General features: G+C 57.1%; 18 protein-coding genes, 3 tRNA genes and 2 pseudogenes. 5 read left to right on the forward strand and 18 right to left on the reverse strand.

The genetic code is table 11. The features are described from left to right. Window positions 1-6: 6 nt before the first annotated feature. From ACYZTX_RS21205 to ACYZTX_RS21225, 5 genes and pseudogenes are all read right to left on the reverse strand, one after another. A complete protein-coding gene (locus tag ACYZTX_RS21205) occupies window positions 7-924 on the reverse strand; it encodes a 1-aminocyclopropane-1-carboxylate deaminase/D-cysteine desulfhydrase (RefSeq protein WP_462035710.1) in 918 nt (305 codons plus the stop codon). Window positions 925-1023: 99 nt separating this feature from the next. Next, window positions 1024-3063 (reverse strand): oxidoreductase, encoded by a 2040-nt coding sequence (locus ACYZTX_RS21210; RefSeq protein ID WP_462035711.1) that lies wholly within the window; start codon window positions 3061-3063, stop codon window positions 1024-1026. A gap of 208 nt (window positions 3064-3271) precedes the next feature. Beyond that, window positions 3272-4270 carry a bile acid:sodium symporter family protein gene (locus tag ACYZTX_RS21215; RefSeq protein ID WP_462035712.1) on the reverse strand — a complete coding sequence of 333 codons (999 nt, stop codon included), beginning with the start codon at window positions 4268-4270 and terminating at the stop codon, window positions 3272-3274. 133 nt (window positions 4271-4403) lie between these two features. Next, on the reverse strand, window positions 4404-4706 hold the full coding sequence (locus tag ACYZTX_RS21220) for a hypothetical protein (protein WP_462035713.1): 303 nt from the start codon (window positions 4704-4706) through the stop codon (window positions 4404-4406). Window positions 4707-4775: 69 nt separating this feature from the next. Next, a pseudogene (locus ACYZTX_RS21225) lies at window positions 4776-5310 on the reverse strand (methyl-accepting chemotaxis protein); the annotation flags it as partial. Window positions 5311-5750: 440 nt separating this feature from the next. On the opposite strand from ACYZTX_RS21225, the gene ACYZTX_RS21230 reads away from it, so the two are divergent. Both ACYZTX_RS21230 and ACYZTX_RS21235 read left to right on the forward strand, forming a co-directional pair. Beyond that, entirely contained in the window at window positions 5751-6881 is a 1131-nt protein-coding gene (locus tag ACYZTX_RS21230) for a carbon-nitrogen hydrolase family protein (protein WP_462035714.1), read from the forward strand. Between the two features lie 3 nt (window positions 6882-6884). Next, window positions 6885-7925, forward strand: coding sequence for an AraC family transcriptional regulator (locus tag ACYZTX_RS21235; protein WP_462035715.1), 1041 nt, complete (start codon window positions 6885-6887; stop codon window positions 7923-7925). 350 nt (window positions 7926-8275) lie between these two features. Here the strand turns inward: ACYZTX_RS21235 and ACYZTX_RS21240 are convergent, their stop codons facing one another. The 10 genes from ACYZTX_RS21240 to ACYZTX_RS21285 form a co-directional block, all read right to left on the reverse strand. Further along, a complete protein-coding gene (locus ACYZTX_RS21240) occupies window positions 8276-9109 on the reverse strand; it encodes a DUF2242 domain-containing protein (RefSeq protein ID WP_462035716.1) in 834 nt (277 codons plus the stop codon). A gap of 229 nt (window positions 9110-9338) precedes the next feature. Continuing rightward, window positions 9339-11210, reverse strand: a complete 1872-nt coding sequence (locus tag ACYZTX_RS21245) for a SurA N-terminal domain-containing protein (protein ID WP_462035717.1) — start codon at window positions 11208-11210, stop codon at window positions 9339-9341. A gap of 233 nt (window positions 11211-11443) precedes the next feature. After that, window positions 11444-11716 carry an HU family DNA-binding protein gene (locus ACYZTX_RS21250; RefSeq protein WP_002552737.1) on the reverse strand — a complete coding sequence of 91 codons (273 nt, stop codon included), beginning with the start codon at window positions 11714-11716 and terminating at the stop codon, window positions 11444-11446. A 147-nt stretch (window positions 11717-11863) separates the two neighbouring features. After that, a complete protein-coding gene (gene lon / locus ACYZTX_RS21255; RefSeq protein WP_462035718.1) occupies window positions 11864-14260 on the reverse strand; it encodes an endopeptidase La in 2397 nt (798 codons plus the stop codon). Window positions 14261-14422: 162 nt separating this feature from the next. Then, the gene (gene clpX, locus ACYZTX_RS21260) at window positions 14423-15706 is read right to left on the reverse strand and encodes an ATP-dependent Clp protease ATP-binding subunit ClpX (RefSeq protein ID WP_007946893.1); all 1284 of its coding nucleotides are present in this window, start codon (window positions 15704-15706) and stop codon (window positions 14423-14425) included. Between the two features lie 112 nt (window positions 15707-15818). Continuing rightward, the gene (gene clpP, locus ACYZTX_RS21265) at window positions 15819-16454 is read right to left on the reverse strand and encodes an ATP-dependent Clp endopeptidase proteolytic subunit ClpP (RefSeq protein WP_054053844.1); all 636 of its coding nucleotides are present in this window, start codon (window positions 16452-16454) and stop codon (window positions 15819-15821) included. A gap of 93 nt (window positions 16455-16547) precedes the next feature. After that, entirely contained in the window at window positions 16548-17858 is a 1311-nt protein-coding gene (gene tig, locus ACYZTX_RS21270; RefSeq protein ID WP_462035719.1) for a trigger factor, read from the reverse strand. Window positions 17859-18281: 423 nt separating this feature from the next. Further along, window positions 18282-18366, reverse strand: a tRNA-Leu gene (locus tag ACYZTX_RS21275). Between the two features lie 54 nt (window positions 18367-18420). Next, window positions 18421-18496: transfer RNA gene (locus ACYZTX_RS21280), tRNA-His, on the reverse strand. Window positions 18497-18536: 40 nt separating this feature from the next. Beyond that, window positions 18537-18613 (reverse strand) — tRNA-Arg (locus tag ACYZTX_RS21285). A gap of 279 nt (window positions 18614-18892) precedes the next feature. Between ACYZTX_RS21285 and folD the strand changes: the two genes are divergently transcribed. Both folD and pbpG read left to right on the forward strand, forming a co-directional pair. Next, complete coding sequence (folD, locus tag ACYZTX_RS21290) at window positions 18893-19747, forward strand: bifunctional methylenetetrahydrofolate dehydrogenase/methenyltetrahydrofolate cyclohydrolase FolD (protein ID WP_462035720.1); 855 nt, start codon at window positions 18893-18895, stop codon at window positions 19745-19747. 238 nt (window positions 19748-19985) lie between these two features. Then, the gene (pbpG, locus tag ACYZTX_RS21295) at window positions 19986-20924 is read left to right on the forward strand and encodes a D-alanyl-D-alanine endopeptidase (RefSeq protein WP_462035721.1); all 939 of its coding nucleotides are present in this window, start codon (window positions 19986-19988) and stop codon (window positions 20922-20924) included. 54 nt (window positions 20925-20978) lie between these two features. On the opposite strand, the gene ACYZTX_RS21300 is transcribed toward pbpG, so the two are convergent. From ACYZTX_RS21300 to ACYZTX_RS21310, 3 genes and pseudogenes are all read right to left on the reverse strand, one after another. Continuing rightward, window positions 20979-21194, reverse strand: coding sequence for a hypothetical protein (locus tag ACYZTX_RS21300; RefSeq protein ID WP_462035722.1), 216 nt, complete (start codon window positions 21192-21194; stop codon window positions 20979-20981). A 17-nt stretch (window positions 21195-21211) separates the two neighbouring features. After that, the gene (locus tag ACYZTX_RS21305) at window positions 21212-21418 is read right to left on the reverse strand and encodes a DUF6021 family protein (RefSeq protein ID WP_462035723.1); all 207 of its coding nucleotides are present in this window, start codon (window positions 21416-21418) and stop codon (window positions 21212-21214) included. 91 nt (window positions 21419-21509) lie between these two features. Further along, window positions 21510-22239, reverse strand: a pseudogene (locus ACYZTX_RS21310) (peptidase C39 family protein). Between the two features lie 167 nt (window positions 22240-22406). Here ACYZTX_RS21310 and ACYZTX_RS21315 point away from each other — a divergent pair. Further along, the gene (locus tag ACYZTX_RS21315) at window positions 22407-22577 is read left to right on the forward strand and encodes a hypothetical protein (RefSeq protein WP_462035724.1); all 171 of its coding nucleotides are present in this window, start codon (window positions 22407-22409) and stop codon (window positions 22575-22577) included. Window positions 22578-22615: the final 38 nt, after the last annotated feature.

Consider the following 22615-nt stretch of genomic DNA (forward strand, 5'->3'; position numbering starts at 1 on the left):
CGCCGCTCACTGGAAACCCCGGCGGCCCTGCAAACCGCCGGTGTGGATGAAGATCAGGCGTGTCCCACGAGCAAACGTTCCCGCTTCGACGTGCTGCTTGAACGCCAACATTGCTTTGCCGGTGTACAGCGGTTCGAGGGGAATGCCGCTGGCCTGTTCGGTCTGATCGATGAATTCGAGTAACAGCGGATCGACTTTGGCAAAGCCACCACGGCTGGCGTCGAACAATTCATAAGCGCGATCCTGTAAACCGGCCTCTCGTACAATCGACTCGACTTGCTGCGCCACCCCATGATCGTCGGGCACGGCCAACGCGCCATACACCGGGTGTTCGCCCGCCTCGGCCAGCACCAGACCGGCCAGGGTCGTGCCCGTTCCGCAGGCCAGCCACCAGCCGTCGTAGTCGTTCCAGCCCAGACCGTTCAGCTGCTCGCTGACCCTTGTCCTCAGCTGCATGCAGCCCTTTGCTCCCTGCAATCCGCCGCCACCTTCCGGCACCGGATGCAGATCGGGATACTGCGCCTGCCAGGGTTGCCAGAAACCCGGCTCGTGCCGCGCTCGATAACCGCCATAACCCAGCCAATGCAGCTGCATGCCGAATGCCTGCAAGTCCTTCACCGTCGGCGTTTCTTGTGGATGTCCACGCAGCAGGCCAGCGGTGGTGAAGCCAAAACGTTTGCCCGCGGCGGCCAGTGCATGCAGATGATTGGAGTGGGCACCGCCGAGACTGATGATGCCTTTGGCACCGATCCGGTCAGCGGTTTTCAGATGTTCGATGAGTTTGAACCACTTGTTGCCGCTGATCAGTGGATCGATCTGGTCGAGGCGCAGGATCGCGACTTCGATGCCGGCTTTGGTCAGCCAGCCGAGATGAAGGGGTTCGAGCAGGGGCTTAGATAGCCAGTTGGCTGGAAGAGAAAGCATCGGCTCTGCGCAGACGGAAAAGACGCCAGTCTATCAGCCAACGCAAACCTTGTAGCAGCCGGACGCAGGCTGCGCCAGCTGCTACAGGATGTGGGAGTTTTAGAGTTCAGCTGCCAGACGCGACCCCTGGTTGATCGCGCGCTTGGCATCCAGCTCCGCCGCCACATCCGCGCCGCCAATCAAATGCACGTTCTGCCCGGCCGCCACCAGCCCCTCCTGCAATTCGCGCAGCGGATCCTGCCCGGCGCAGATCACGATGTTGTCCACCGGCAGCACTTGCGGCTCGCCGGTTTCACCGATGCGGATGTGCAAACCTTCGTCGTCGATCTTCAGGTACTCGACGCTGTTGAGCATCTGCACCTGCTTGTTCTTCAAACCGGTGCGGTGAATCCAGCCGGTGGTCTTGCCCAGGCCGTCGCCGACCTTGGATTTCTTGCGTTGCAGCAAGAACACTTCCCGAGCCGGTGCATGGGGTTCAGCCTTGATGCCGGCGACACCGCCGCGTGCTTGCAGATGCGTATCGATGCCCCACTCCTTCCAGAACGCCTCGCGATTCTGGCTGGTGGCCACGCCCTGGTGAACCAGAAACTCCGACACGTCGAATCCGATACCACCGGCGCCGATCACCGCGACGCGCTTGCCCACCGGTTTGCGCTCAAGGATCACGTCCAGGTAGCTCAGCACCTTGGCGTTCTCGACGCCCGGAATCGCCGGGGTTCTTGGGGCGATGCCGGTGGCGAGAATGATCTCGTCGTAACCGCCTTCTACCAATTGCGCCACATCGACGCGGGTGTTCAGGCACACCTCGACGTGGGTGGTCTGTAGCTTGCGGTTGAAGTAGCGCAGGGTTTCAAAGAACTCTTCCTTGCCTGGCACGCGCTTGGCGATGTTGAACTGGCCGCCGATTTCGCTGGCCGAATCAAACAGCGTCACCTGATGCCCGCGCTCGGCGGCCACGGTAGCCGCGGACAAACCCGCAGGACCGGCACCGACCACAGCGATTTTTTTGATCTGCTGCACCGGCAGGTAATTGAGTTCGGTTTCATGGCAGGCGCGCGGGTTCACCAGGCAACTGGTCAACTTGCCACCGAAGGTGTGATCCAGACACGCCTGATTGCAACCGATGCAGGTGTTGATTTCATCGCCACGGCCGGCGGCTGCCTTGTTGACGAAGTCCGGGTCGGCGAGGAATGGCCGCGCCATCGAGACCATGTCGGCATCGCCTTCGGCCAGAATCTGCTCGGCGACTTCCGGGGTGTTGATGCGGTTGGTGGTGATCAGCGGAATGCTCACCGAGCCACGCAACTTGGCCGTGACTTTGCTGAAAGCGCCGCGCGGCACTTTGGTGGCGATGGTCGGGATCCGTGCTTCGTGCCAGCCGATGCCGGTGTTGATGATGGTCGCGCCGGCGTGTTCGATGGCCTTGGCCAGGGTCACGATTTCTTCCCAGCTGCTGCCGCCTTCCACCAAATCGAGCATCGACAAGCGGAAGATAATGATGAAATTCGGGCCTACCGCTTCGCGCACCCGGCGGACGATTTCCACTGGCAGGCGCATACGGTTTTCATAGCTGCCGCCCCAGCGGTCAGTACGATGGTTGGTGTGAGCCGCGAGGAACTGGTTAATGAAATAACCTTCGGAACCCATGATCTCGACGCCGTCGTACTCGGCCTGTTGCGCCAGGGTCGAACAGGTAACGAAATCGCTGATCTGTTTCTCGATGCCTTCCTCGTCCAGCTCTTTTGGCTTGAACGGGTTGATCGGCGCCTGAATGGCGCTCGGTGCGACTTGTTTCGGGCTATAGGCATAACGGCCGGCGTGAAGAATCTGCATGCAGATCTTGCCGCCCGCCTCGTGCACCGCGCGGGTGACGATCCGGTGCTTGAGCGCTTCTTCCTCAGTGGTCAGTTTGGCCGCGCCGGAGTACACCCCGCCCTCATCGTTCGGGCCAATACCACCGGTGACCATCAGGCCAACGCCGCCACGGGCACGTTCGGCGAAGTACGCCGCCATGCGCTCGAAACCGCCGGGCTTTTCCTCAAGACCGGTGTGCATCGAACCCATCAGGGTACGGTTGCGCAGTGTGGTAAAACCCAGGTCCAGCGGGGCCAACAGGTGCGGGTAATGAGCGGCGGCCATCGGTAACTCCACATCGAGCGATCACGGAAAAAGTGCAGGAGCTCTACGGCCCCCGTCAGTCATGCTGGACAGACTAAGAGTCGCGCCGCCGCCACTCAATGACCGTAACTGACAACTTAATGATCCAAATGTGCAGCGCCCCATGGCAAGTGCCGGCATGCGGCTGGAATGAATCCAATTGAACAGGCCGGTCACCCGGCCCTGCTGGTCAAGGATCTACTTGCCCCATTAGTTTGGCCACCGATTCCTGGCGATTGGCATAGCGTTGCGCGAGCACCGCACAGACCATCAGCTGTATCTGATGGAACAGCATCAGCGGCAGAATCAGCACACCGATGGTGCTGCCAGCGAACAACACCTGAGCCATCGGCACACCGGTAGCCAGGCTTTTCTTCGAACCACAGAAGAGGATGGTGATGCGGTCCTCCTGATTGAAGCCAAAGGCTTTGCCCAACACGGTGGCGGCCACCAGCACCAACCCCAACACCACACAGCAGGCCAGCACCAGCCCGGCCAGGTCCCGGAGCGGGACCTGGTGCCAAATGCCTTCGTTCACCGCTTCGCTGAACGCACCGTACACCACCAACAGAATCGAGCCCTGATCAACGAACTTCAGCCAACTCTTGTTGCGCCCTACCCAGGCGCCGATCCAGCGCCGCGCGATCTGTCCGGCAATGAACGGCAGCAACAGTTGCACGCTGATCTTCACAATCGCATCGAGGGTCGAGCCGCCTTCGCCATGCACATTGAACAGCATCGTTACCAACAACGGCGTAAGGAAAATCCCGAACAGGCTGGACGCCGCCGCACTGCAAATCGCCGCCGGAATATTTCCGCGAGCCAGCGAGGTAAAAGCAATCGCCGACTGCACCGTTGCGGGTAACGCGCAGAGGTACAGCATGCCCAAGTACAGATCGTCGCCGATCAATGGCGACAGCAACGGTTTGAGCGCCAGGCCGATTAGCGGGAACAGCACAAAGGTCAAACCGAACACCAGCAAATGCAGACGCCAGTGGCCCGCCCCGGCGATGATCGACTCGCGCGACAGTTTGGCCCCATGCAGGAAAAACAGCAGGGCAATGGCGATGTTGGTCAACCAGCCAAAACCCACCGCGACCTGACCGCTGACGGGCAGCAAGCTGGCGAGAGTGACCACACCGATCAGGGTCAGGGTGAAGTTGTCGGGTAAGAAACGAGGGCGTGTCATCAGGATCATCCGGGTTTGCCAGGAGCGTCCTGACGACTCTAACGCGCCTGCGGTTTACCGACTAACGCTAATAACCCAGTAGATGTCGCCTAAAGGACATCACGATGGTTTAGAGGTCAGAAGTCACCCGGCTTCACGCGGCCGCACCTCGTTCATTGTTGCTACTCACCTCAAACTGCCCCACTAACTTTTGCAGTTTGTTGGCATTGAGCCTCACGGTTTCCGCGCTGCTCTGCAGCACCACCACCGTCTGGCGCATCTCAGTGGAGGATTGGTCGACCTTCTTGATCGTCTTGCCGTAGCCGAGGCTGCGATTGTTGAGTTGCTGAATGATCGCAAACATACTTTCCACGGCTTGATGCAACTGCACGTTTTCCGAAGATGCATCTTCGGCCAGGCGCAGGCTGTTATCGACGTCTTTGACACCCTCCTCCATGAAGCTGACGGCTTTGCGTTTCGTTCTGCAGGCCTTCGACCATCTGGCGAATGTCGTCGGCAGCACGTGATGTGCGTGAGGCGAGACTCCGGACCTCATCGGCGACCACCGCAAAACCTCGCCCATGTTCACCCGCGCGTGCGGCTTCAATGGCGGCATTGAGTGCCAGTAAACTGGTTTGATTGGTGATGTCGCTGATCAGGCCGGTGATGTTGCCGATCTGGGTCATGCGACTGTCTAGCAACTGCACGCTCGAAGAAGAACGTTCGACCACATTCCGAATAGACTGCGTGCCTGCCTGCACGGCGAGAAATTGCTCGCGGGCACGCGTGACGACTTCATCCATTGCCTGCTTCATTTGTTCAGCGCTGACAGAAGCTTGCTGGATCTCGCCCAATTGATCTTCGACGATGATCATCATGTGGTGCACAGCTTCGGCGACTTCTGCGGAAGTCAGACTGGCTTCGTGGCTGCGGCTCAACATCATCTGATTGGTGGTGCCGACGTTGCGATTGGCCTTCACCACTTGCCCGACAACCGAGTCCAGATGGTCGATAAAACTATTGATCCATCGCCCCATGTCACCGGTCTCATCGTTGGCCATTCGCGCGCGACATTCACATCCCCAACTGCGACATTCAGATGGGAAATCAAAAGCAAATACCAGGCCAATCCGTAAGGCCACCCACTATTGCTCTTTTCGCAGGGAAACTCCGGCACAGCCGTCGACTTTCTTGCTTGTTTAAGCGTGCAGGACGGCGGAGTGTGAAACGTCATGCTTCAAGTCAGCGCGCCAAGCGCGACACGCGCTATAAGAGGGCTGTTTTTAGACAGCGCTAATACGCTGCAATACCGACTCCCCCGCGCCTACGCAAACAGGCCCTGAAAATAGTTGGCAGTCATGACATGCACATGGCGGTTTGAAACGAAAAAAGTGCTGAGGATGAGGACGAATCCTTTCGCCAACCCGTTGTTTTGCCGTAGGCTCGATGCAAATCTGAATGCAAAACCATGAACCTGCACAAGGCTGTAAACTGCTTTCCCATGCGCAAACTTCTGTACTTGACCTTTTCCATGGCATTGATTGCCGCCGTTACGACCTACGCAATGTGGGCCGCGGACCGTCCGGTGGGTCATTACCTGTCAGACCTGCGGATCAATCTTGCGGTCGACCAAGGCACACCCGCTGATCGCGGCAATTTGCTTGGCATCCAGCCCGAGCTGTTTCCCACCGACTACCAAAGCCCGGAGCGCTTGCACCGCAAGCTGGCGGCCTATTTGCAGAAGGCGCAGGACCAGGGCCTGCTGAATGAAAAAACCATCGTTGTACTGCCCGAACATGTCGGCACCTGGCTGATGGTCAGCGGCGAGAAAGATGAGCTGTACCAAGCCACCACGCTCAAAGAGGCCATGAACTGGCTAGCGGTCAGCAATCCACTGAAGTTCGTCCGCGCACTGATCAGTGCCAAGGGCGACAGCCGTCTGGACGACGCGCACCTGCGTATGAAAGCCAAAGGCATGGCCAAGGACTACCAGGCGCTGTTTGGTGGTCTGGCGAAAGAATTCCATGTGACCCTGGTGGCGGGCTCCATCGTGCTGCCCGAGCCTCGCATCATCGACGGCACCCTGAAAATCGGCAGCGGCGCGTTGTACAACAGCAGCGTAGTGTTCGGCCGCGATGGCCTGCCGATCGGCCAGCCCCAGCGTCAGATGCATCCGGTTTTCGATGAACATGAAGTCATCGCGGCCAATGGCGAACATAAGCTCAACGTCGTCGACACCCCGGCCGGACGCCTGGGTGTGCTGATCGGCAGCGACAGCTGGTACCCGGATAATTACCGCAAGCTCGACAGCCAGGGTGCGCAGTTCGTCGCGGTCCCGGCGTTTGTGATCGGGCGTGGTACCTGGGACAAACCGTGGCGTGGTTACAAGGGGTTGTCGACGCCTGGCTCCGTCAGTCTTAAGGCCGGGGAGCTCAGTGAAGGCCAGGCCTGGCATCGTCTGACGCTCACCGCTCAACCACCCAGCAGCCAGGCAATCGCCGGCATGAGCGTGTTCCTGCGCGGTCAGTTCTGGGATCAGGGCAGCGCTGGTCAAAGTTTTCTCAGCAGAAACGGGCAGCAGTTCGCCGACGGCAATACCCGTGGCGCGCGTTTGCTGAACCTCTGGTTGTAACCGATGAAACCGTTGCCGATGCGTCTCGGTGATTTGTCGGTGGGCTTTGTTCATAGCTTGGCCGACGCGGTGCGCAGCCACGGTGTAGACCCGCAGACGCTGCTCGAACAATACGGCCTCGACGCGGCTCGCCTGAGCGAAGCAGGCGCCCGGCTCTCGATCCCGCGCTACATGCGCCTGGGCCATAGCGCCATTCAACTGACCGACAACCCGGCACTGGGTTTGCGCATGGGTCAGCTCAGTCGCCTGAGCCAAGCCGGCCTGGCCGGGGTCACCGCCGCCCAGGCGCCAACGGTGCGAGAAGCCGCTCGCTGCCTGATTCGCTTCGAAGCCTTATATGGCTCCAACTATCGCGGTCAATCGAGCTTCCACGAAGACGCCCAAGGTGCCTGGCTGCGGTTCTATTCCATCAGCCCTTACAACGCCTACAACCGCTTCGTGGTGGATTCGATCATCGCTGGCTGGTTACAGCAATTGTCCAGCATAAGCCCTGCCCCGTTGCGGGCCGAACGCATTGAGATCGAGTTTGAGGAACCGGATTACCGCACGGCTTATGAGGTGCTGGGTGACTGCCCGATCCACTTTGGCTGCGAGCACAATCAACTGCGCTTGAGCCTTGCCAGCCTCGCACAGCGTAACCCGGAACATTGCCCAAGCACTTGGCGACACCTGCTGCAACTGTGTGAACGGGAACTGGAGCAACTGACACGCACCCGCAGCCTGCGTGAACGAATCACTCAGTTACTGGGGCCGTTACTCAATGGTGGCCGGGAACCCGACCTGGAAGAAGTGGCGGCACGCCTGAAGCTGCCAACCTGGACCTTGCGCCGCAAACTTGCCGAAGAAGGCACGCAATTTCGCGCGATTCTCAACGACACACGTCGCGACCTGGCCATGACCTACATCCGCGATACCGAACTGGCGTTCGGAGAAATCGCCTACCTGCTGGGCTTTGCCTCAGCCGAAGCGTTTCAACGCGCCTTCAAACGCTGGAGCAGCCAGACACCCGGCGAGTTTCGCCGCAGTCATCGCCAATCCGCTTGACGCTTACAGCTCAGTAGCGTCTTCGGCTGGTTCCAGCGGGTCCAGTTCAAACGCCTGATACTCGAGCAACTCTTCTTGATATTCGTCCATTTTTAATTTCCCCCAACTCGTTGAAAAAAACGCCTGAATAAATGACCAGCACCCCGAGCATAAAGTGCCCACGTGAAAGAAAAATGACGCAGGCACGCCGCTCAACGGCTACTTAATAAAACGTAGCAGCCCGTCAGGAATTTATCACAGGATTTTTTCGATACAGGCCGTAGGACTACGGCCTGAGTTGACGTGGATCAATCTTGAAAGTCGCTGCACAATCGGTGTCACTGACCCGATCCCGCAGCGCCAGCACCCGATTACTGGCCTGAAACAGGATTGGGCGAAATAGGCTCGGTGGGTGGAGGGAGGCTTGATTGTGGCGGCGGAGTGACAGTTTCCGTGGCCGGTGCCGGTGCCGGCTCGGTGTTCTCGGCTGGAGCAATCGGAGCGGCTTCGGGCGGCGGTGCGACCGGCTCAGAGGCTGCTGGAGCAGCTTCGGCAGGTGCCGGCGCAGGTTCTGCCGCAGGTGCCGGGGTCGGCGCCAACGGAGCCGGTGCGGCCTTGGCTTCAGGCACGCCGAGATCGGGTTTCGGCTTCTCCTGGATGTGCGCGGCCTTTTTTGCTTCCGGAGGCAGGAATAACTCGACCAGGGTGAAGAAACGCTCGTAGAACTTGGGCGACGATACGGTTTCGCTGGCAACCTTGACCATCGAGTCGTCGGACGAGCCAATCGGCATCGACACCGAACCCAGCACGCCCACACCAACGCTGGCGGAGTTGTTGGTCTTCTTCAGCGCATAACGGTCCTGCAGGGCGTTGGCGAACATCGTCGCGTGGCGCCCCTCACTGCCATCATCGGCACAGACCACACTGAAGCTGATCTCCATGTGGGTCTCGCCGGTCTGCTGGAAGCTTTTGTGTCCGCTGACCAGTTTCGGGTCGGCGCTGGTGATGATGTAGCCCTGGCTGAGCAACGCCCGACGGGCAGCTTCGCACGTCTGCGTATCAGTCACCGGGTAGCTGCGCGAAAACGTTCCGGAGTCATCGAAGTTCTCATGCTCATAGATTGGGGCTTTCTTCGACGAGCAGCCGGCAGCGGCGGCCAGCACCAACGCCAGCCCGGCAACACGCATGGGAAATGATTTAAACATTGAACATCCTGAGGAAAACGGTCCGGGGCGTATTGTGCAACAGATCGATGCTTAGCGGAGTATCGATTAGTGTCTTAAAACAGTTACACGTCTAGTGACTGTCATTTACAGGAAAAAGTCGCACGGTAAATACTCAGGCGACGGGTAACCCACCCTGCTTTTGTTTCGCTCATAAAAAACCCCAGCCTTTCGGCTGGGGTCTTTATGTCGCGACAAGCTCAGTCAGGTATCAGAAGCGTTTGATCTCAGCCTGGCTTTCCAGCAGTTTGCGGTAAGCCGCAAAGTCTTGCTGGCCAATGCGTGAGGCGAGGAAGCGACGGTATTGAGCCTTCTCTTCTTCGGTCGGCGCAGCGGCTTCGTTCACGGCATTCAGACGCACGATCACCAGGCTACCATCGGCCAGGGTCACGTTACTGAAGGTCGGCTTGTCCTTGGCTGCCGGCTTCGGCATGCGGAACAGCGCTTGCAACACGGTTGGGTCAACCCCTTCCTGGCCACGAGTGGCTGCCTGGGTTGCTTTCCAGTTCTGGCCGTCGATCGCCTTGTCCAGCGGTGTCTTGCCATCGCGCAGGCTGACAATCAGCTCCTCAGCCTTGGTCTTGGCGGTAGCACTCGCGTGTTCCTTGGCCAATTGCACGCGAATGCTGGCAGCAACGCTTTCGAGCGGCAGTTGCGCAGGTTTCAGGTGCTCCTTGGCGCGCAGCACGATCACGGTTTCCGGATCGAGCTCGATGGCGGTGCTGTTGGCACCCTCATCCAGCACTTCAGGGCTAAACGCAGCAGTGACCACGGCACGGTTGGCCGCAACACCTTCGCCACCTTCACGGCCGAACGGCTTGGACGTGTGAACGGTCAGCTTCAGGTCCTGCGCCGGCTGAGCCAGATCGGAGGCTTCGAACGACGAGTCTTCCAGTTGCTTGGTCGCCTCGACGAAACGCTGCTCGACCTGCTGGGCTTTCAGCTCACGAGTCAGCTTGTCTTTCAAACTGGCTAACGTCGGCACTTCAGGTGCTTCCACGCCCAACAGCTTGATCAGGTGAACGCCGAAGTCGGTGCGAATCGGCGCCGAGACCTGATCCTTGGCCAACGCATACAGCGCTGTTTCGAAGGCTGGATCGTAGACACCGGGACCTGCATAGCCGAGGTCACCGCCGTTGTTCGCCGAACCAGGATCCTGGGAGAACTCTTTGGCCAGAGCCTCGAACTTCTCGCCTTTTGCCAGACGTGCCTGGATCTCTTCGATCTTGGCCTTGGCTTGCGCTTCGGTCATCTTGTCGTTCACTTCGATCAGAATGTGCGCGGCCCGGCGTTGTTCGGACAGGTTCGCAGTTTCTTTCTGATACGCCGCTTGCAGGTCTTCGTCCTTGACGCTGACCTGATCAAAGAAGGAAGCCTTCTTCAACTCGAGGTAATCGATGACCACCTGATCCGGCGTCATGAATTCCTTGGCGTGTTCGTCGTAATAGGCTTTGACTTCATCGTCGGTCAGCTTCACAGCCGCCGGATCAACCTTGACGTTCAGGGAAGCGAAATCGCGGGTCTGTTTTTCCAGACGGGCGAATGCCAGAACCTGTGCGTCGGTGACGAAACCGCTACCCGCCAGACCAGCGCGCAGCTGACCGATCAGCATTTCCTGAGCCAGCATCTGGCGGAATTGCATGCGGCTATAGCCGAGTTGGCGAATAACCTGGTCGAAACGCTCAGGGCTGAACTTGCCGTCAACCTGGAATTCAGGTGTTTGCAGGATCACTTGGTCCAAAGCGGCTTCGGAAAAGGCGAATTTCGAATCGTCTGCGCCTTGCAGCAGCAGCTTGCGATCGATCAAGCCTTTAAGAGCCGATTCGCGCAGCATTTTTTCGTCGAGCAACGAAGCATCGAAATCCTTGCCCAGCTGTTGCATGAGCTGACGGCGTTGCATATCGACCGCCTGGCTCAGCTCGTTCTGGCTGATTTCTTCACCATTGACCTTGGCCGCATCCTGGCTGTTGGTCGTAGCCTGGAAAATGGCCTCGATACCGGTGAACGCCATCAAAACAACGATGATCCCGATAATGGTCTTGGCAATCCAGCCTTGTGAATTGTCCCTGATATTCTGCAGCATGCGTCCCCCAGAAACGGTTGAACTTCAAAATTAGGCAACCGTGGAGCGTGGGTAGAATCCGGATAGAAGAAAGGCGCATCCGAGGATGCGCCTTCTCGTAACTGGCGGAGCGGACCGATGACTCGAACTTGCGAGCCTCGGCGTCTCGAATCGGCGACTCGCCGACTGGACTACCGCTCCGCTGCCAGGTCAGGCATGACCCCGACCCGGATAGGCAAAAACCTGAGTCGAACTTAGTTAACAGCTTCTTTCAGTGCTTTACCGGCTTTGAAACCTGGTTTTTTAGCAGCTGCGATTTCCAGTGTCTTACCGGTCTGTGGGTTACGACCAATGCGAGCTGGACGATCAGTGACGGAGAAAGTACCGAAACCAACCAGAACAACAGAGTCGCCAGCCTTGAGAGCGCCAGTGACGGATTCGATTACAGCGTCCAGCGCACGGCCAGCAGCAGCTTTCGGGATATCAGCGGATGCAGCGATAGCATCAATCAGTTCCGACTTGTTCACTCTAAGTCCCCTTATATCTATTTGAGTATGATTCTAAGTTTTTTGGTGAAAGCAAAAACGAGTGCTGAATGGCCTACAGACACTTAAGAGCCGCTTTATAACAAGGGCTCTAAAAAGCTGTCAACAAGCCCCCCAGGCAAATGCGTATTAATGCGTGCTAATTCTTTCCTTAGAGTCAGACTCGCGTTTTTCATCCTTTGCAACTATCTCTGGAGCTACATCGGGCAAGGGCTCCGGCGCGTATTGCAGCGCAATTTGCAGGACTTCGTCAATCCATTTAACCGGTTTAATCTGCAGATCTTGCTTGATATTGTCAGGAATTTCCTTCAGATCGCGTACGTTCTCTTCAGGAATGATCACGGTCTTGATCCCGCCGCGGTGAGCAGCGAGCAGTTTTTCTTTCAGACCACCAATCGCCAGCACCTGACCACGCAGCGTAATTTCGCCAGTCATGGCAACGTCCGCACGCACAGGAATCCCGGTCAATGCCGACACCAGAGCCGTGCACATGCCTACACCGGCGCTAGGGCCGTCCTTCGGGGTCGCCCCTTCCGGCATGTGGATGTGCGTGTCGCGCTTCTCGTGGAAGTCCAGGGGAATCCCCAGGCTCTTCGCGCGACTGCGGACAACGGTCAGTGCCGCTGTGATCGATTCGACCATCACGTCACCCAAAGAACCGGTTTTGATCAACTGGCCTTTACCCGGCACGACGGCGGCTTCGATGGTCAGCAATTCACCACCGACCTGAGTCCACGCCAGCCCGGTCACCTGACCGATCTGATCCTGCGATTCAGCCAGACCGTAGCGGAATTTGCGCACACCCAGGAAGTGTTCCAGCATCTCGGCCGTGACCTTCACCGAGAAGCGTTTTTCCAGTGAATGCTCTTTGACCGCCTTGCGGCAAACCTTGGCAATCTGGCGCTCCAACCCCCGTACACCGGCTTCGCGGGTGTAGTAGCGGATGATGTCGCGGATCGCTTCGGCGTCGAATTCCAGCTCGCCTTTTTTCAAGCCGTTGGCAGTAATCTGCTTAGGCGAAAGGTATTTGACGGCGATGTTGATCTTCTCGTCTTCGGTGTAACCCGGCAGACGAATCACTTCCATCCGGTCCAGCAGCGCCGGTGGAATATTCATGGAGTTGGAAGTGCAAAGGAACATCACATCGGACAGGTCGTAGTCGACTTCCAGATAGTGATCGTTGAAGTTGTGGTTCTGCTCAGGGTCAAGCACTTCCAGCAACGCCGACGCCGGATCGCCACGCATGTCACTGCCCATTTTGTCGATTTCATCGAGCAGGAACAGCGGGTTGCGGACCCCCACTTTTGTCATCTTTTGAATCAATCTTCCTGGCATCGAACCGATATAAGTACGGCGATGACCACGAATTTCCGCTTCATCGCGTACGCCGCCGAGGGCCATACGGACGAATTTGCGGTTAGTGGCGTGAGCAATCGACTCCGCCAGCGAGGTTTTACCCACCCCCGGAGGACCGACCAGGCACAACACCGGACCACGAATTTTCTTAACGCGTTTTTGCACGGCGAGGTATTCGAGAATCCGCTCTTTGACTTCTTCCAGACCGTAGTGGTCCGCATCGAGAATGTCTTCAGCGCGCGCAAGATCCAGACGCACTTTGCTCTGGGCCTTCCACGGCACCTGAACCAGCCAGTCAATGTACGAGCGGACCACGGTCGCTTCCGCAGACATTGGCGACATTTGTTTTAATTTGTTCAGTTCACCCTGGGCTTTTGCCAAGGCATCTTTCGGCAGCCCAGCGGCATCGATGCGCTTTTTCAGCTCTTCGATTTCGTTGTGGCCTTCGTCGCTGTCGCCGAGCTCTTTCTGAATGGCCTTCATCTGCTCATTCAGGTAGTACTCGCGCTGACTGCGCTCCATTTGTTTCTTAACGCGACCGCGAATGCGTTTTTCGACTTGCAGCAGGTCGATCTCGGCATCCAGCAACGCCAGAACGTGCTCGACCCGGGCCGACAAATCGATAATTTCGAGGATTTCCTGCTTCTGCTCGATCTTCAGGGCCATGTGCGCGGCCATGGTGTCGACCAGGCGGCCCGGTTCGTCGATGCTGTTGAGCGACGACAGGACTTCAGCCGGGACTTTCTTGCCCAGCTGCACATATTGTTCGAACTGAGCCAGCAGGCTGCGGACGAACACTTCCGACTCGCGCTCCGGCGCGTCGACTTCGTCGATCAATGAAACTTCGGCACGGCAGTGGCCGTCCACTTCGCTGAAACGCTCAACAGCGCCCCGCTGCTCGCCTTCGACCAAAACCTTGACCGTGCCGTCAGGCAGCTTGAGCAGCTGCAGAACGGTAGCAATGGTACCTACGCGATAAAGTGCGTCTTCACCGGGATCGTCGTCAGCAGGGTTTCTCTGAGCCAGCAGAAGGATCTGCTTGTCGCCCGTCATCGCAGCTTCGAGGGCTTCGATGGATTTCTCGCGCCCCACGAACAGCGGGATAACCATGTGCGGATAAACCACAACATCACGCAATGGCAGGAGAGGCAATTCGATGGTTGTCTTCATGATTTCGCCTCTACGGCGGCCATAAGGCCGTAAACAGATGGAAGTAAGCTTGAAACCAAGATGGGGGCTGCTTTGAAAAAAAACAAGCGCAAAGAGGGTGTTAAAAATGCTTTAAAAGAAAAGGGGCCCGAAGGCCCCTTCTTTGTTCCAGCTGCCTGACGCTTAAGCGTCAGGCGCAGCCTTGGCAGCAGGCTCACTGTTTTCGTAGATATACAGTGGCTTGGACTTGCCTTCTATAACGCTTTCGTCGATCACTACTTTACTCACCTCGGACTGCGAGGGGATTTCGTACATAGTGTCGAGCAATACACCTTCGAGAATCGACCGCAGTCCACGGGCACCGGTTTTGCGTTCCAGGGCTCGTTTGGCGACCGATTTCAGCGCGTCGGCCCGGAATTCCAGGTCCACACCTTCCATCTCGAACAGCTTGGCATACTGTTTGGTCAAAGCATTTTTCGGCTCGGTGAGAATCTGCATCAACGCAGCCTCATCAAGTTCGTCCAGCGTGGCAAGTACCGGCAGACGACCGACGAACTCCGGGATCAGACCGAACTTGACCAGATCGTCAGGCTCGACTTCACGCAGGGATTCACCCACCTTCTTGCCTTCTTCCTTGCTGCGTACTTCCGCGTTGAAACCGATGCCGCCCTTGGTGGAACGGTTTTGAATAACCTTTTCCAGACCGGAGAACGCACCACCGCAGATGAACAGGATGTTACGGGTGTCAACCTGAAGGAATTCCTGCTGCGGGTGCTTGCGACCACCTTGAGGCGGAACGGAAGCGACCGTACCTTCGATCAACTTCAGCAGGGCCTGCTGCACGCCTTCACCGGAAACGTCCCGGGTAATCGACGGGTTGTCAGACTTGCGCGAGATCTTGTCGATCTCATCGATATAGACAATGCCCATCTGGGCTTTTTCTACATCGTAATCGCACTTCTGCAGCAGCTTCTGAATGATGTTCTCGACATCTTCACCCACGTAACCCGCCTCGGTGAGGGTGGTTGCGTCAGCGATGGTGAACGGAACGTTCAGCAAACGGGCCAGTGTTTCGGCAAGCAGGGTTTTACCCGAGCCTGTCGGGCCGATCAGCAAGATGTTGCTCTTGCCGAGTTCGACGTCGTCATTCTTTTTGTCGCGCTGGTTCAGGCGCTTGTAGTGGTTGTACACCGCTACGGCCAGAACCTTCTTCGCACGCTCCTGACCAATCACGTACTGATCAAGGATGCCGCTGATTTCTTTAGGCGAAGGCAATTTATGCGCGCTGCTCTCGGCCTGGGCTTCCTGCACCTCCTCACGGATGATGTCGTTGCACAGGTCGACGCACTCGTCGCAAATAAAGACCGAGGGGCCGGCAATCAACTTACGCACTTCATGCTGGCTTTTGCCACAGAAGGAGCAATAGAGCAGCTTGCCGTTGTCCTCGCCGTTGCGGGTGTCAGTCATTCGTTCGATCCAAATCCGATAGGCTTGCAACACAAGATGAAGGCTATTGCGGGCTTTTTCAAGCCCGCTGGTGATCGGAGCAGCCGACCAACCCTATTTTGAGCTGCTTATTTTATGCGGGGCGCTGACTGATCACTTCATCGATCAAGCCGTACTCACGCGCGGCTTCTGCACTCATGAAGTTATCACGGTTGGTGTCACGCTCGATTTCTTCAAGAGTGTGCCCGCTATGCTTGGCCATCAGCGTGTTGAGACGCTCACGAATGAAGAGGATTTCCTTGGCATGGATTTCGATATCCGACGCCTGACCCTGGAAACCGCCCAATGGCTGGTGAATCATCACACGCGAGTTCGGCAGGCAGAAACGCTTGCCAGGGGCACCTGCAGTCAGCAGGAACGCGCCCATGCTGCACGCCTGACCGATACAGGTGGTCGACACGTTTGGCTTGATGAACTGCATGGTGTCGTAGATCGACATGCCCGCCGTCACCGAACCGCCCGGGGAGTTGATATAGAGATGGATGTCCTTGTCCGGGTTTTCCGCTTCAAGGAACAGCAGTTGCGCACAGATCAGGTTGGCCATGTAGTCCTCTACCGGACCAACCAGAAAAATCACTCGCTCCTTGAGAAGGCGCGAGTAAATGTCGTAAGCGCGCTCGCCACGAGCAGACTGCTCGACAACCATCGGGACCAGGCCGCCTGCGGCCTGGATATCAGAGTTCTGCTGAATATACGAATTACGGAACATGCTCTGCAGTCACTCCCAAATAGTTATGTCTTGAATACGCATAAGCCAGCACGAAGGCTGGCTTATGGTGTGTACTTCTTACCGCAAAAACGATCAGTCGGCTTGTGGAGCTTCTACCGGCTTGACTGCTTCTTCGTAAGAGACCGCTTTATCGGTCACGCTAGCTTTCTGCAGAACAGTATCCACAACTTGCTCTTCCAGCACAACCGAACGAACTTCGTTCAGTTGCTGGTCGTTCTTGTAGTACCAGGACACAACCTGCTCAGGCTCTTGGTAAGCCGAAGCCATTTCCTGGATCATTTCACGAACGCGGGCGTCATCAGGCTTGAGGTCGAATTGCTTGACCACTTCAGCCACGATCAGACCCAGCACAACGCGGCGCTTGGCTTGCTCTTCGAACAGCTCGGCCGGCAGTTGCTCAGGCTTGATGTTGCCGCCGAACTGCTGAACAGCCTGCACGCGCAGACGGTCAACTTCGTTGGACAGCAGAGCCTTTGGCACTTCGATCGGGTTGGTGGCCAGCAGACCGTCCATTACCTGATTCTTGACCTTGGATTTGATCGCCTGACGCAGTTCACGCTCCATGTTCTTGCGAACTTCGGTGCGGAAGCCTTCCAGACCCGTTTCCTTGATGCCGAATTGAGCGAAGAATTCTTCAGTCAGCTCTGGCAGTTTTGGCTCGGAAACAGTGTTCACGGTAACGGTGAACTCAGCGGTTTTGCCTGCCAGGTCGAGGTTCTGATAGTCCTCTGGGAAGGTCAGGTTCAGAACGCGCTCTTCGCCGGCTTTAGCGCCAACCAGACCATCTTCAAAACCAGGGATCATGCGGCCGGAACCCAGAACCAGCTGAGTACCTTTGGCGGAACCGCCAGCGAACACTTCACCGTCGACCTTGCCGACGAAATCGATGTTCAGCTGGTCTTCGTTTTGAGCAGCGCGATCAGTCACTTCAAAACGGGTGTTCTGCTTGCGCAGGACTTCCAGCATTTTGTCCAGATCAGCATCAGCCACTTCAGCGCTCAGGCGCTCTACGGTGATACCGTCGAAGCCAGCAACGGTGAACTCCGGGAACACTTCGAAAACTGCGACGTATTCCAGATCTTTACCAGCTTCCATCGATTTAGGCTCGATCGAAGGAGCGCCAGCCGGGTTCAGCTTCTGCTCAACGACAGCTTCGTAGAAAGAGGACTGGATCACGTCGCCGACTGCTTCTTGACGTGCATCAGCACCAAAACGGCGCTTGATTTCACTCATTGGCACTTTGCCTGGACGGAAGCCAGCAATCTTGGCCTTTTGGGCAGTCTGCTGCAGACGCTTGTTGACCTGAGTCTCGATGCGCTCAGCCGGCACGGTGATGCTCATGCGGCGCTCAAGAGCAGAAGTATTTTCAACAGAAACTTGCATGGATATTCCTCGTTGCACAGACGTTAGCCGGCCGTTTCCGACCCCAGAATCAAGGGCATGCATTCTAGTGGGTCAAACTCAAGAAGTCACCCTACTGAAAACGGGTAAAAAAGCAGCAGGCAATTTATAGGCGGGGACAAACGGTTGTGCCTCGCCCTGTTAGCAAATACAGCCAATCATGCCGGGGCTCTGCACCAATCCTTCTATATATAGAAGACATCGGTAATCCATCCCTGACAGTCGACCCCGCGAGGGGACCGACGGGCAAAATCGGCATCATCGAGAAACATAAATCCGATGACCCGACCTGCCCTTTCGACCCAGAACCTGCGGCCGCTTTGAAAATTCAGACTTCTAAAACAAAAACGGCGCAGCCCTTTTCAGGTGCTGCGCCGTTTTCTGCTATTAAATAGCTATTTGTAATGGTGCGGACGGAGAGACTCGAACTCTCACACCTTGCGGCGCTGGAACCTAAATCCAGTGTGTCTACCAATTCCACCACATCCGCATCAAGCTTTTAAAGCAAAGGCGCCAGACTGTTAATCTGGCGCCTTTCTAAATATGGGGTGGACGAAGGGGATCGAACCCTCGACAACGGGAGTCACAATCCCGTGCTCTACCAACTGAGCTACGCCCACCATATTGCCATGTTGCGTTACTTGTGCCAAAGCTGCCTAATGGCGCACCCGGCAGGACTCGAACCTGCGACCATCCGCTTAGAAGGCGGATGCTCTATCCAGCTGAGCTACGGGCGCCTTGTTAATCTGTATTCTTGGACGATTACAAACTAAGTGCTTTCAGTCTCGCCGAATTAAACATCAACTCTGCTCGACCTTCTTAACCAGTGCTAGGCTGTGCCCGACAAGTACGACGAATGTTATAGGTGACCCTGAAGGTCGTCAACTCTTTTTTAAAAAAAATTCATTTAATTAAAGGGGTTAGGGGAATTTGCAGACCAAGCGCCTTTGCCCTCACCTCATGACATGCGAGAATGCGTTCTCTTTTTTTCCCCTCTCGATGGTTAATCACGCGCAATGACTGCACAACTAATCGACGGCAAATCGATCGCCGCCAGCCTGCGCCAGCAGATCGCCAAACGCGTCAACGAGCGTCGCCAGCTAGGCCTGCGCACGCCCGGCCTCGCGGTGATCCTGGTCGGCAGTGATCCTGCCTCTCAGGTTTATGTCTCGCACAAGCGTAAAGACTGTGAAGAGGTCGGCTTCGTTTCCCAAGCCTATGACCTGCCTTCCGAAACCACTCAAGAAGCGCTGACCGATCTGATCGATCGTTTGAACGACGACCCAGTGATTGATGGCGTCCTCCTTCAGCTTCCATTACCTGAACACCTGGACGCCTCCAAGTTGCTGGAGCGCATTCGTCCAGACAAAGACGTCGACGGGTTCCACCCTTATAACGTCGGCCGCCTGGCCCAGCGTATTCCGCTGCTGCGTCCGTGCACCCCTAAAGGCATCATGACGTTGCTGGAAAGCACCGGTGTCGATCTTTACGGGTTGGACGCCGTGGTTGTCGGAGCCTCCAACATTGTAGGCCGGCCGATGGCGATGGAATTGCTGCTGGCCGGCTGCACCGTGACCGTCACCCACCGTTTCACCAAGGATCTGGCAGGCCACGTCGGCCGTGCCGACCTGGTGGTGGTTGCGGCCGGCAAGCCGGGGCTGGTCAAGGGGGAATGGATCAAGGAAGGCGCGATCGTGATCGACGTCGGCATCAACCGCCAGGAAGACGGCAAACTGGTCGGTGACGTGATCTACGAAACCGCCCTGCCCCGCGCCGGCTGGATCACTCCAGTCCCGGGAGGCGTTGGCCCGATGACTCGCGCTTGCCTGCTGGAAAACACGCTGTACGCAGCCGAAACACTGCACAGCTGAGTTCGCACTTCGACATCCGCGACGCACAAATGAACCCCGCCAATGGCGGGGTTCTTTTTGCCAGGATAAAAAACGCTACCACTCGCCGGAAACCTGCTGTTTTGTAGGGGTTTTCAGGGACTTTCACGTGTTCATTGAACAACCATCGACAGTTCTTCAGCCATACTCCTAAAATGCGTCAGTTTGAAGAAACAACCCGTTACAGAACGGCTAATCCACACCTAATGAGTCTGCCAGCGTGAAAATCCGTCTTTCCATCCTGAGCCTATTTTTTGCATTTACAGGGACGTTCATCACGCCAATAGCCAACGCCGCCGAAACCACCTCGGCGCCCCGCGACACCTCACAACTCAAGATCGCTTCCGGCAGCGCATTGCTGATGGACATGCAGACCAACAAAGTCATCTATGCCAGCAACCCTGACGTGGTTGTGCCGATTGCTTCGGTCAGCAAACTGATGGCTGGCCTGATCGTGGTCGAAGCCAATCAGAACATGGACGAATACCTGTCCATCAACATCAGCGACACGCCGGAAATGAAAGGCGTGTTTTCCCGAGTCAAACTCAAAAGCGAACTACCGCGCCGGGAAATGCTGCTGATTGCCCTGATGTCCTCGGAAAACCGCGCTGCCGCGAGCCTTGCCCATCACTACCGTGGCGGCTATGTCGCGTTCATTGCCGCGATGAATGCCAAAGCCAAGGCACTGGGCATGACCAGCACCCACTTCGTCGAGCCGACCGGGCTCTCCCCTCGCAACGTGTCCACCGCCCGCGACTTGAGCAAACTGTTGATCGCAGCGCACAAGTATCCACTTTTGACTGAGCTGAGCACGACCAAGGAAAAAACCGTCTCGTTCCGCAAACCCAACTACAGCCTGGGTTTCCGTAATACCGACCATCTGGTCAGAAAGCCGAACTGGGACATCAAACTGACGAAAACCGGATTCACCAATGAGGCCGGTCACTGCCTGGTGCTGGTCACCAGCATGGGTAATCGCCAGGTCGCGCTGGTGATTCTTGATGCTTTTGGCAAGTACACACACTTTGCCGATGCCAGCCGTATTCGCAACTGGGTGGAAACGGGCAAGGGCACGAACGTGCCGTCTGTAGCCTTGCAGTACAAATCCGACAAGAACCTCAAGCATCGTCAAAGCGGCGTAGTTGAAGCGTCGAAGTAAATAAGCGACAGAAAAACAAAGCCCCGATCATTCGGGGCTTTTTTTCGTCCAGCGTTAATCATTGGGCAGCGGCATTTGGTCGTCATCTGGAATGCGGTCCCCGGCACTCGGATCTCTCGTGCCGTGGGGATGTTCGGTTGGCACTACCATCGGACGCGCCAAGGGGTCCCTTAACGGATCGTTCGGATCCATCACGGGGTCAACACCCTCTTCCGGCGTGGTTGGAACACTGTCCGGACGTTTGTCGTTGAAACTCGAATCGGTAGACATACGCACCTCACTAAGGCTCAGGGTTTCAGGTCGGCAAGTGGATCGTAAGGCTTCGCAGGCACCTTGGGATTGTCGCCCGGCTTCACATCCCTGGGGGCCTTGGCGGGTCCGATGGGGTCGACTTGAGGATCGGCGAGGTCCGGTGAATCGGGGTCGAACCCCAATTCATCGCCCGAGGAATGCTCGGACGAGTGCGGGCCGTCGGGGGTATTGGAATGTGCCATGGGCGCCTCCTGGTCACAGCCCGTAGAAATCCGGGCCCTATACCTTGGAAGTCGGCAACGTGCAGGGGTGCCCGACAGATGACGAACGGCCTTACTGCGCGTTCAGCGCTTTCTTCGCCCTGGCTGCCGCTTGCTCCTGACCGGCCTGGGCAAGATCGCTCGCAGCCTTGAGCCATCGCTGTTGATCGACATTGGCCGGCAGCTGATTCGGCTTCTGGATCAGCACTGCCCAGCCACCGGCATCCTTGAGCGACGATTCAAACGAACCGAAGCCCATCAACTCGCGGCGATTCATGCCCGAGCGCAGCAGCACAGTGCGCTTTTGGCGGTTGTACCCGGCAAGAATGGCGTAACGGGGTTCAGCCCAGAACGCCGAGCCTTCAGTGAAGCGCACCATCACCGGGTATCCAGCCGCGACCTGGGTCAACAGCGCTGGCAGATTGCTGTCGAGGGGATAGACGACCATGCCGTACTCACGGGCAAGGTTCTGCATGTTCTGCTGCAACTGGGCTTCGGCACCCGGCAAATGCAACGGTTTTTCGAGCAAGCCTGGCGTAATTACAATGCCTTGCTGGGACAACAGGCTGGCCAGCACTTGCGGCCCGCTTTGATTCGCCACGCCACGGTAGAACGTACCGCTCAGCTCGACACGCTCCGGCAGGCGCTTGATTTCAGGCGCCACACTCCCCGCGCAGCCAGCCAGACCTGCAACGCAGCCAACGATCAGCACCAACGATCGAATTCGAGAAAATACCCGCACCATCATCACTCTCTTGATTTAGACGCCAGGTATTCGCGCGCCCGGCTTGGCCGTCGATCATAGGACGCCGAGCGACGTCGGTATAGCCTTAACCGGCAGATGATTGCATTCGATAGAGCGAACTGATTGGTGACAGCCGACCTTTGGTCAATAGCCTGAAACACAGCAGCGACTAGACTGTCATGTGCAAAGAGTGTGTGCCCGCAGCAGGGCAAAGAGGAGGCACTGATGAGCCTGACAATGACCATTGTGATGTTGATTTCTGGTTGGCTGGCCGTTGCCACCGCCATGTTATGGGGAGTCCTGCGCATTACCCGCCGGCACCATCACCGCCCTGCTCAATCGGCGCCGGTGGTGAAAACGGATGAAACCACTGCACACCACGCCAGCGCGCACTGACTGGCACTTTTTTAACAGCAAAAAAAACGGCCGCCTGC

The sequence above is a fragment of the Pseudomonas sp. MDT1-17 genome (assembly GCF_054898105.1).

Excerpts from the sequence above, each read along its gene's own strand:
- ACYZTX_RS21205 (WP_462035710.1), bottom strand. The coding sequence starts at position 924 with ATGCTTTCTCTTCCAGCCAACTGGCTATCTAAGCCCCTGCTCGAACCC.
- ACYZTX_RS21210 (WP_462035711.1), bottom strand. The coding sequence starts at position 3,063 with ATGGCCGCCGCTCATTACCCGCACCTGTTGGCCCCGCTGGACCTGGGT.
- ACYZTX_RS21215 (WP_462035712.1), bottom strand. The coding sequence starts at position 4,270 with ATGACACGCCCTCGTTTCTTACCCGACAACTTCACCCTGACCCTGATC.
- ACYZTX_RS21220 (WP_462035713.1), bottom strand. The coding sequence starts at position 4,706 with ATGGAGGAGGGTGTCAAAGACGTCGATAACAGCCTGCGCCTGGCCGAA.
- ACYZTX_RS21230 (WP_462035714.1), top strand. The coding sequence starts at position 5,751 with ATGCGCAAACTTCTGTACTTGACCTTTTCCATGGCATTGATTGCCGCC.
- ACYZTX_RS21235 (WP_462035715.1), top strand. The coding sequence starts at position 6,885 with ATGAAACCGTTGCCGATGCGTCTCGGTGATTTGTCGGTGGGCTTTGTT.
- ACYZTX_RS21240 (WP_462035716.1), bottom strand. The coding sequence starts at position 9,109 with ATGTTTAAATCATTTCCCATGCGTGTTGCCGGGCTGGCGTTGGTGCTG.
- ACYZTX_RS21245 (WP_462035717.1), bottom strand. The coding sequence starts at position 11,210 with ATGCTGCAGAATATCAGGGACAATTCACAAGGCTGGATTGCCAAGACC.
- lon (WP_462035718.1), bottom strand. The coding sequence starts at position 14,260 with ATGAAGACAACCATCGAATTGCCTCTCCTGCCATTGCGTGATGTTGTG.
- clpX (WP_007946893.1), bottom strand. The coding sequence starts at position 15,706 with ATGACTGACACCCGCAACGGCGAGGACAACGGCAAGCTGCTCTATTGC.
- clpP (WP_054053844.1), bottom strand. The coding sequence starts at position 16,454 with ATGTTCCGTAATTCGTATATTCAGCAGAACTCTGATATCCAGGCCGCA.
- tig (WP_462035719.1), bottom strand. The coding sequence starts at position 17,858 with ATGCAAGTTTCTGTTGAAAATACTTCTGCTCTTGAGCGCCGCATGAGC.
- folD (WP_462035720.1), top strand. The coding sequence starts at position 18,893 with ATGACTGCACAACTAATCGACGGCAAATCGATCGCCGCCAGCCTGCGC.
- ACYZTX_RS21300 (WP_462035722.1), bottom strand. The coding sequence starts at position 21,194 with ATGTCTACCGATTCGAGTTTCAACGACAAACGTCCGGACAGTGTTCCA.
- ACYZTX_RS21305 (WP_462035723.1), bottom strand. The coding sequence starts at position 21,418 with ATGGCACATTCCAATACCCCCGACGGCCCGCACTCGTCCGAGCATTCC.
- ACYZTX_RS21315 (WP_462035724.1), top strand. The coding sequence starts at position 22,407 with ATGAGCCTGACAATGACCATTGTGATGTTGATTTCTGGTTGGCTGGCC.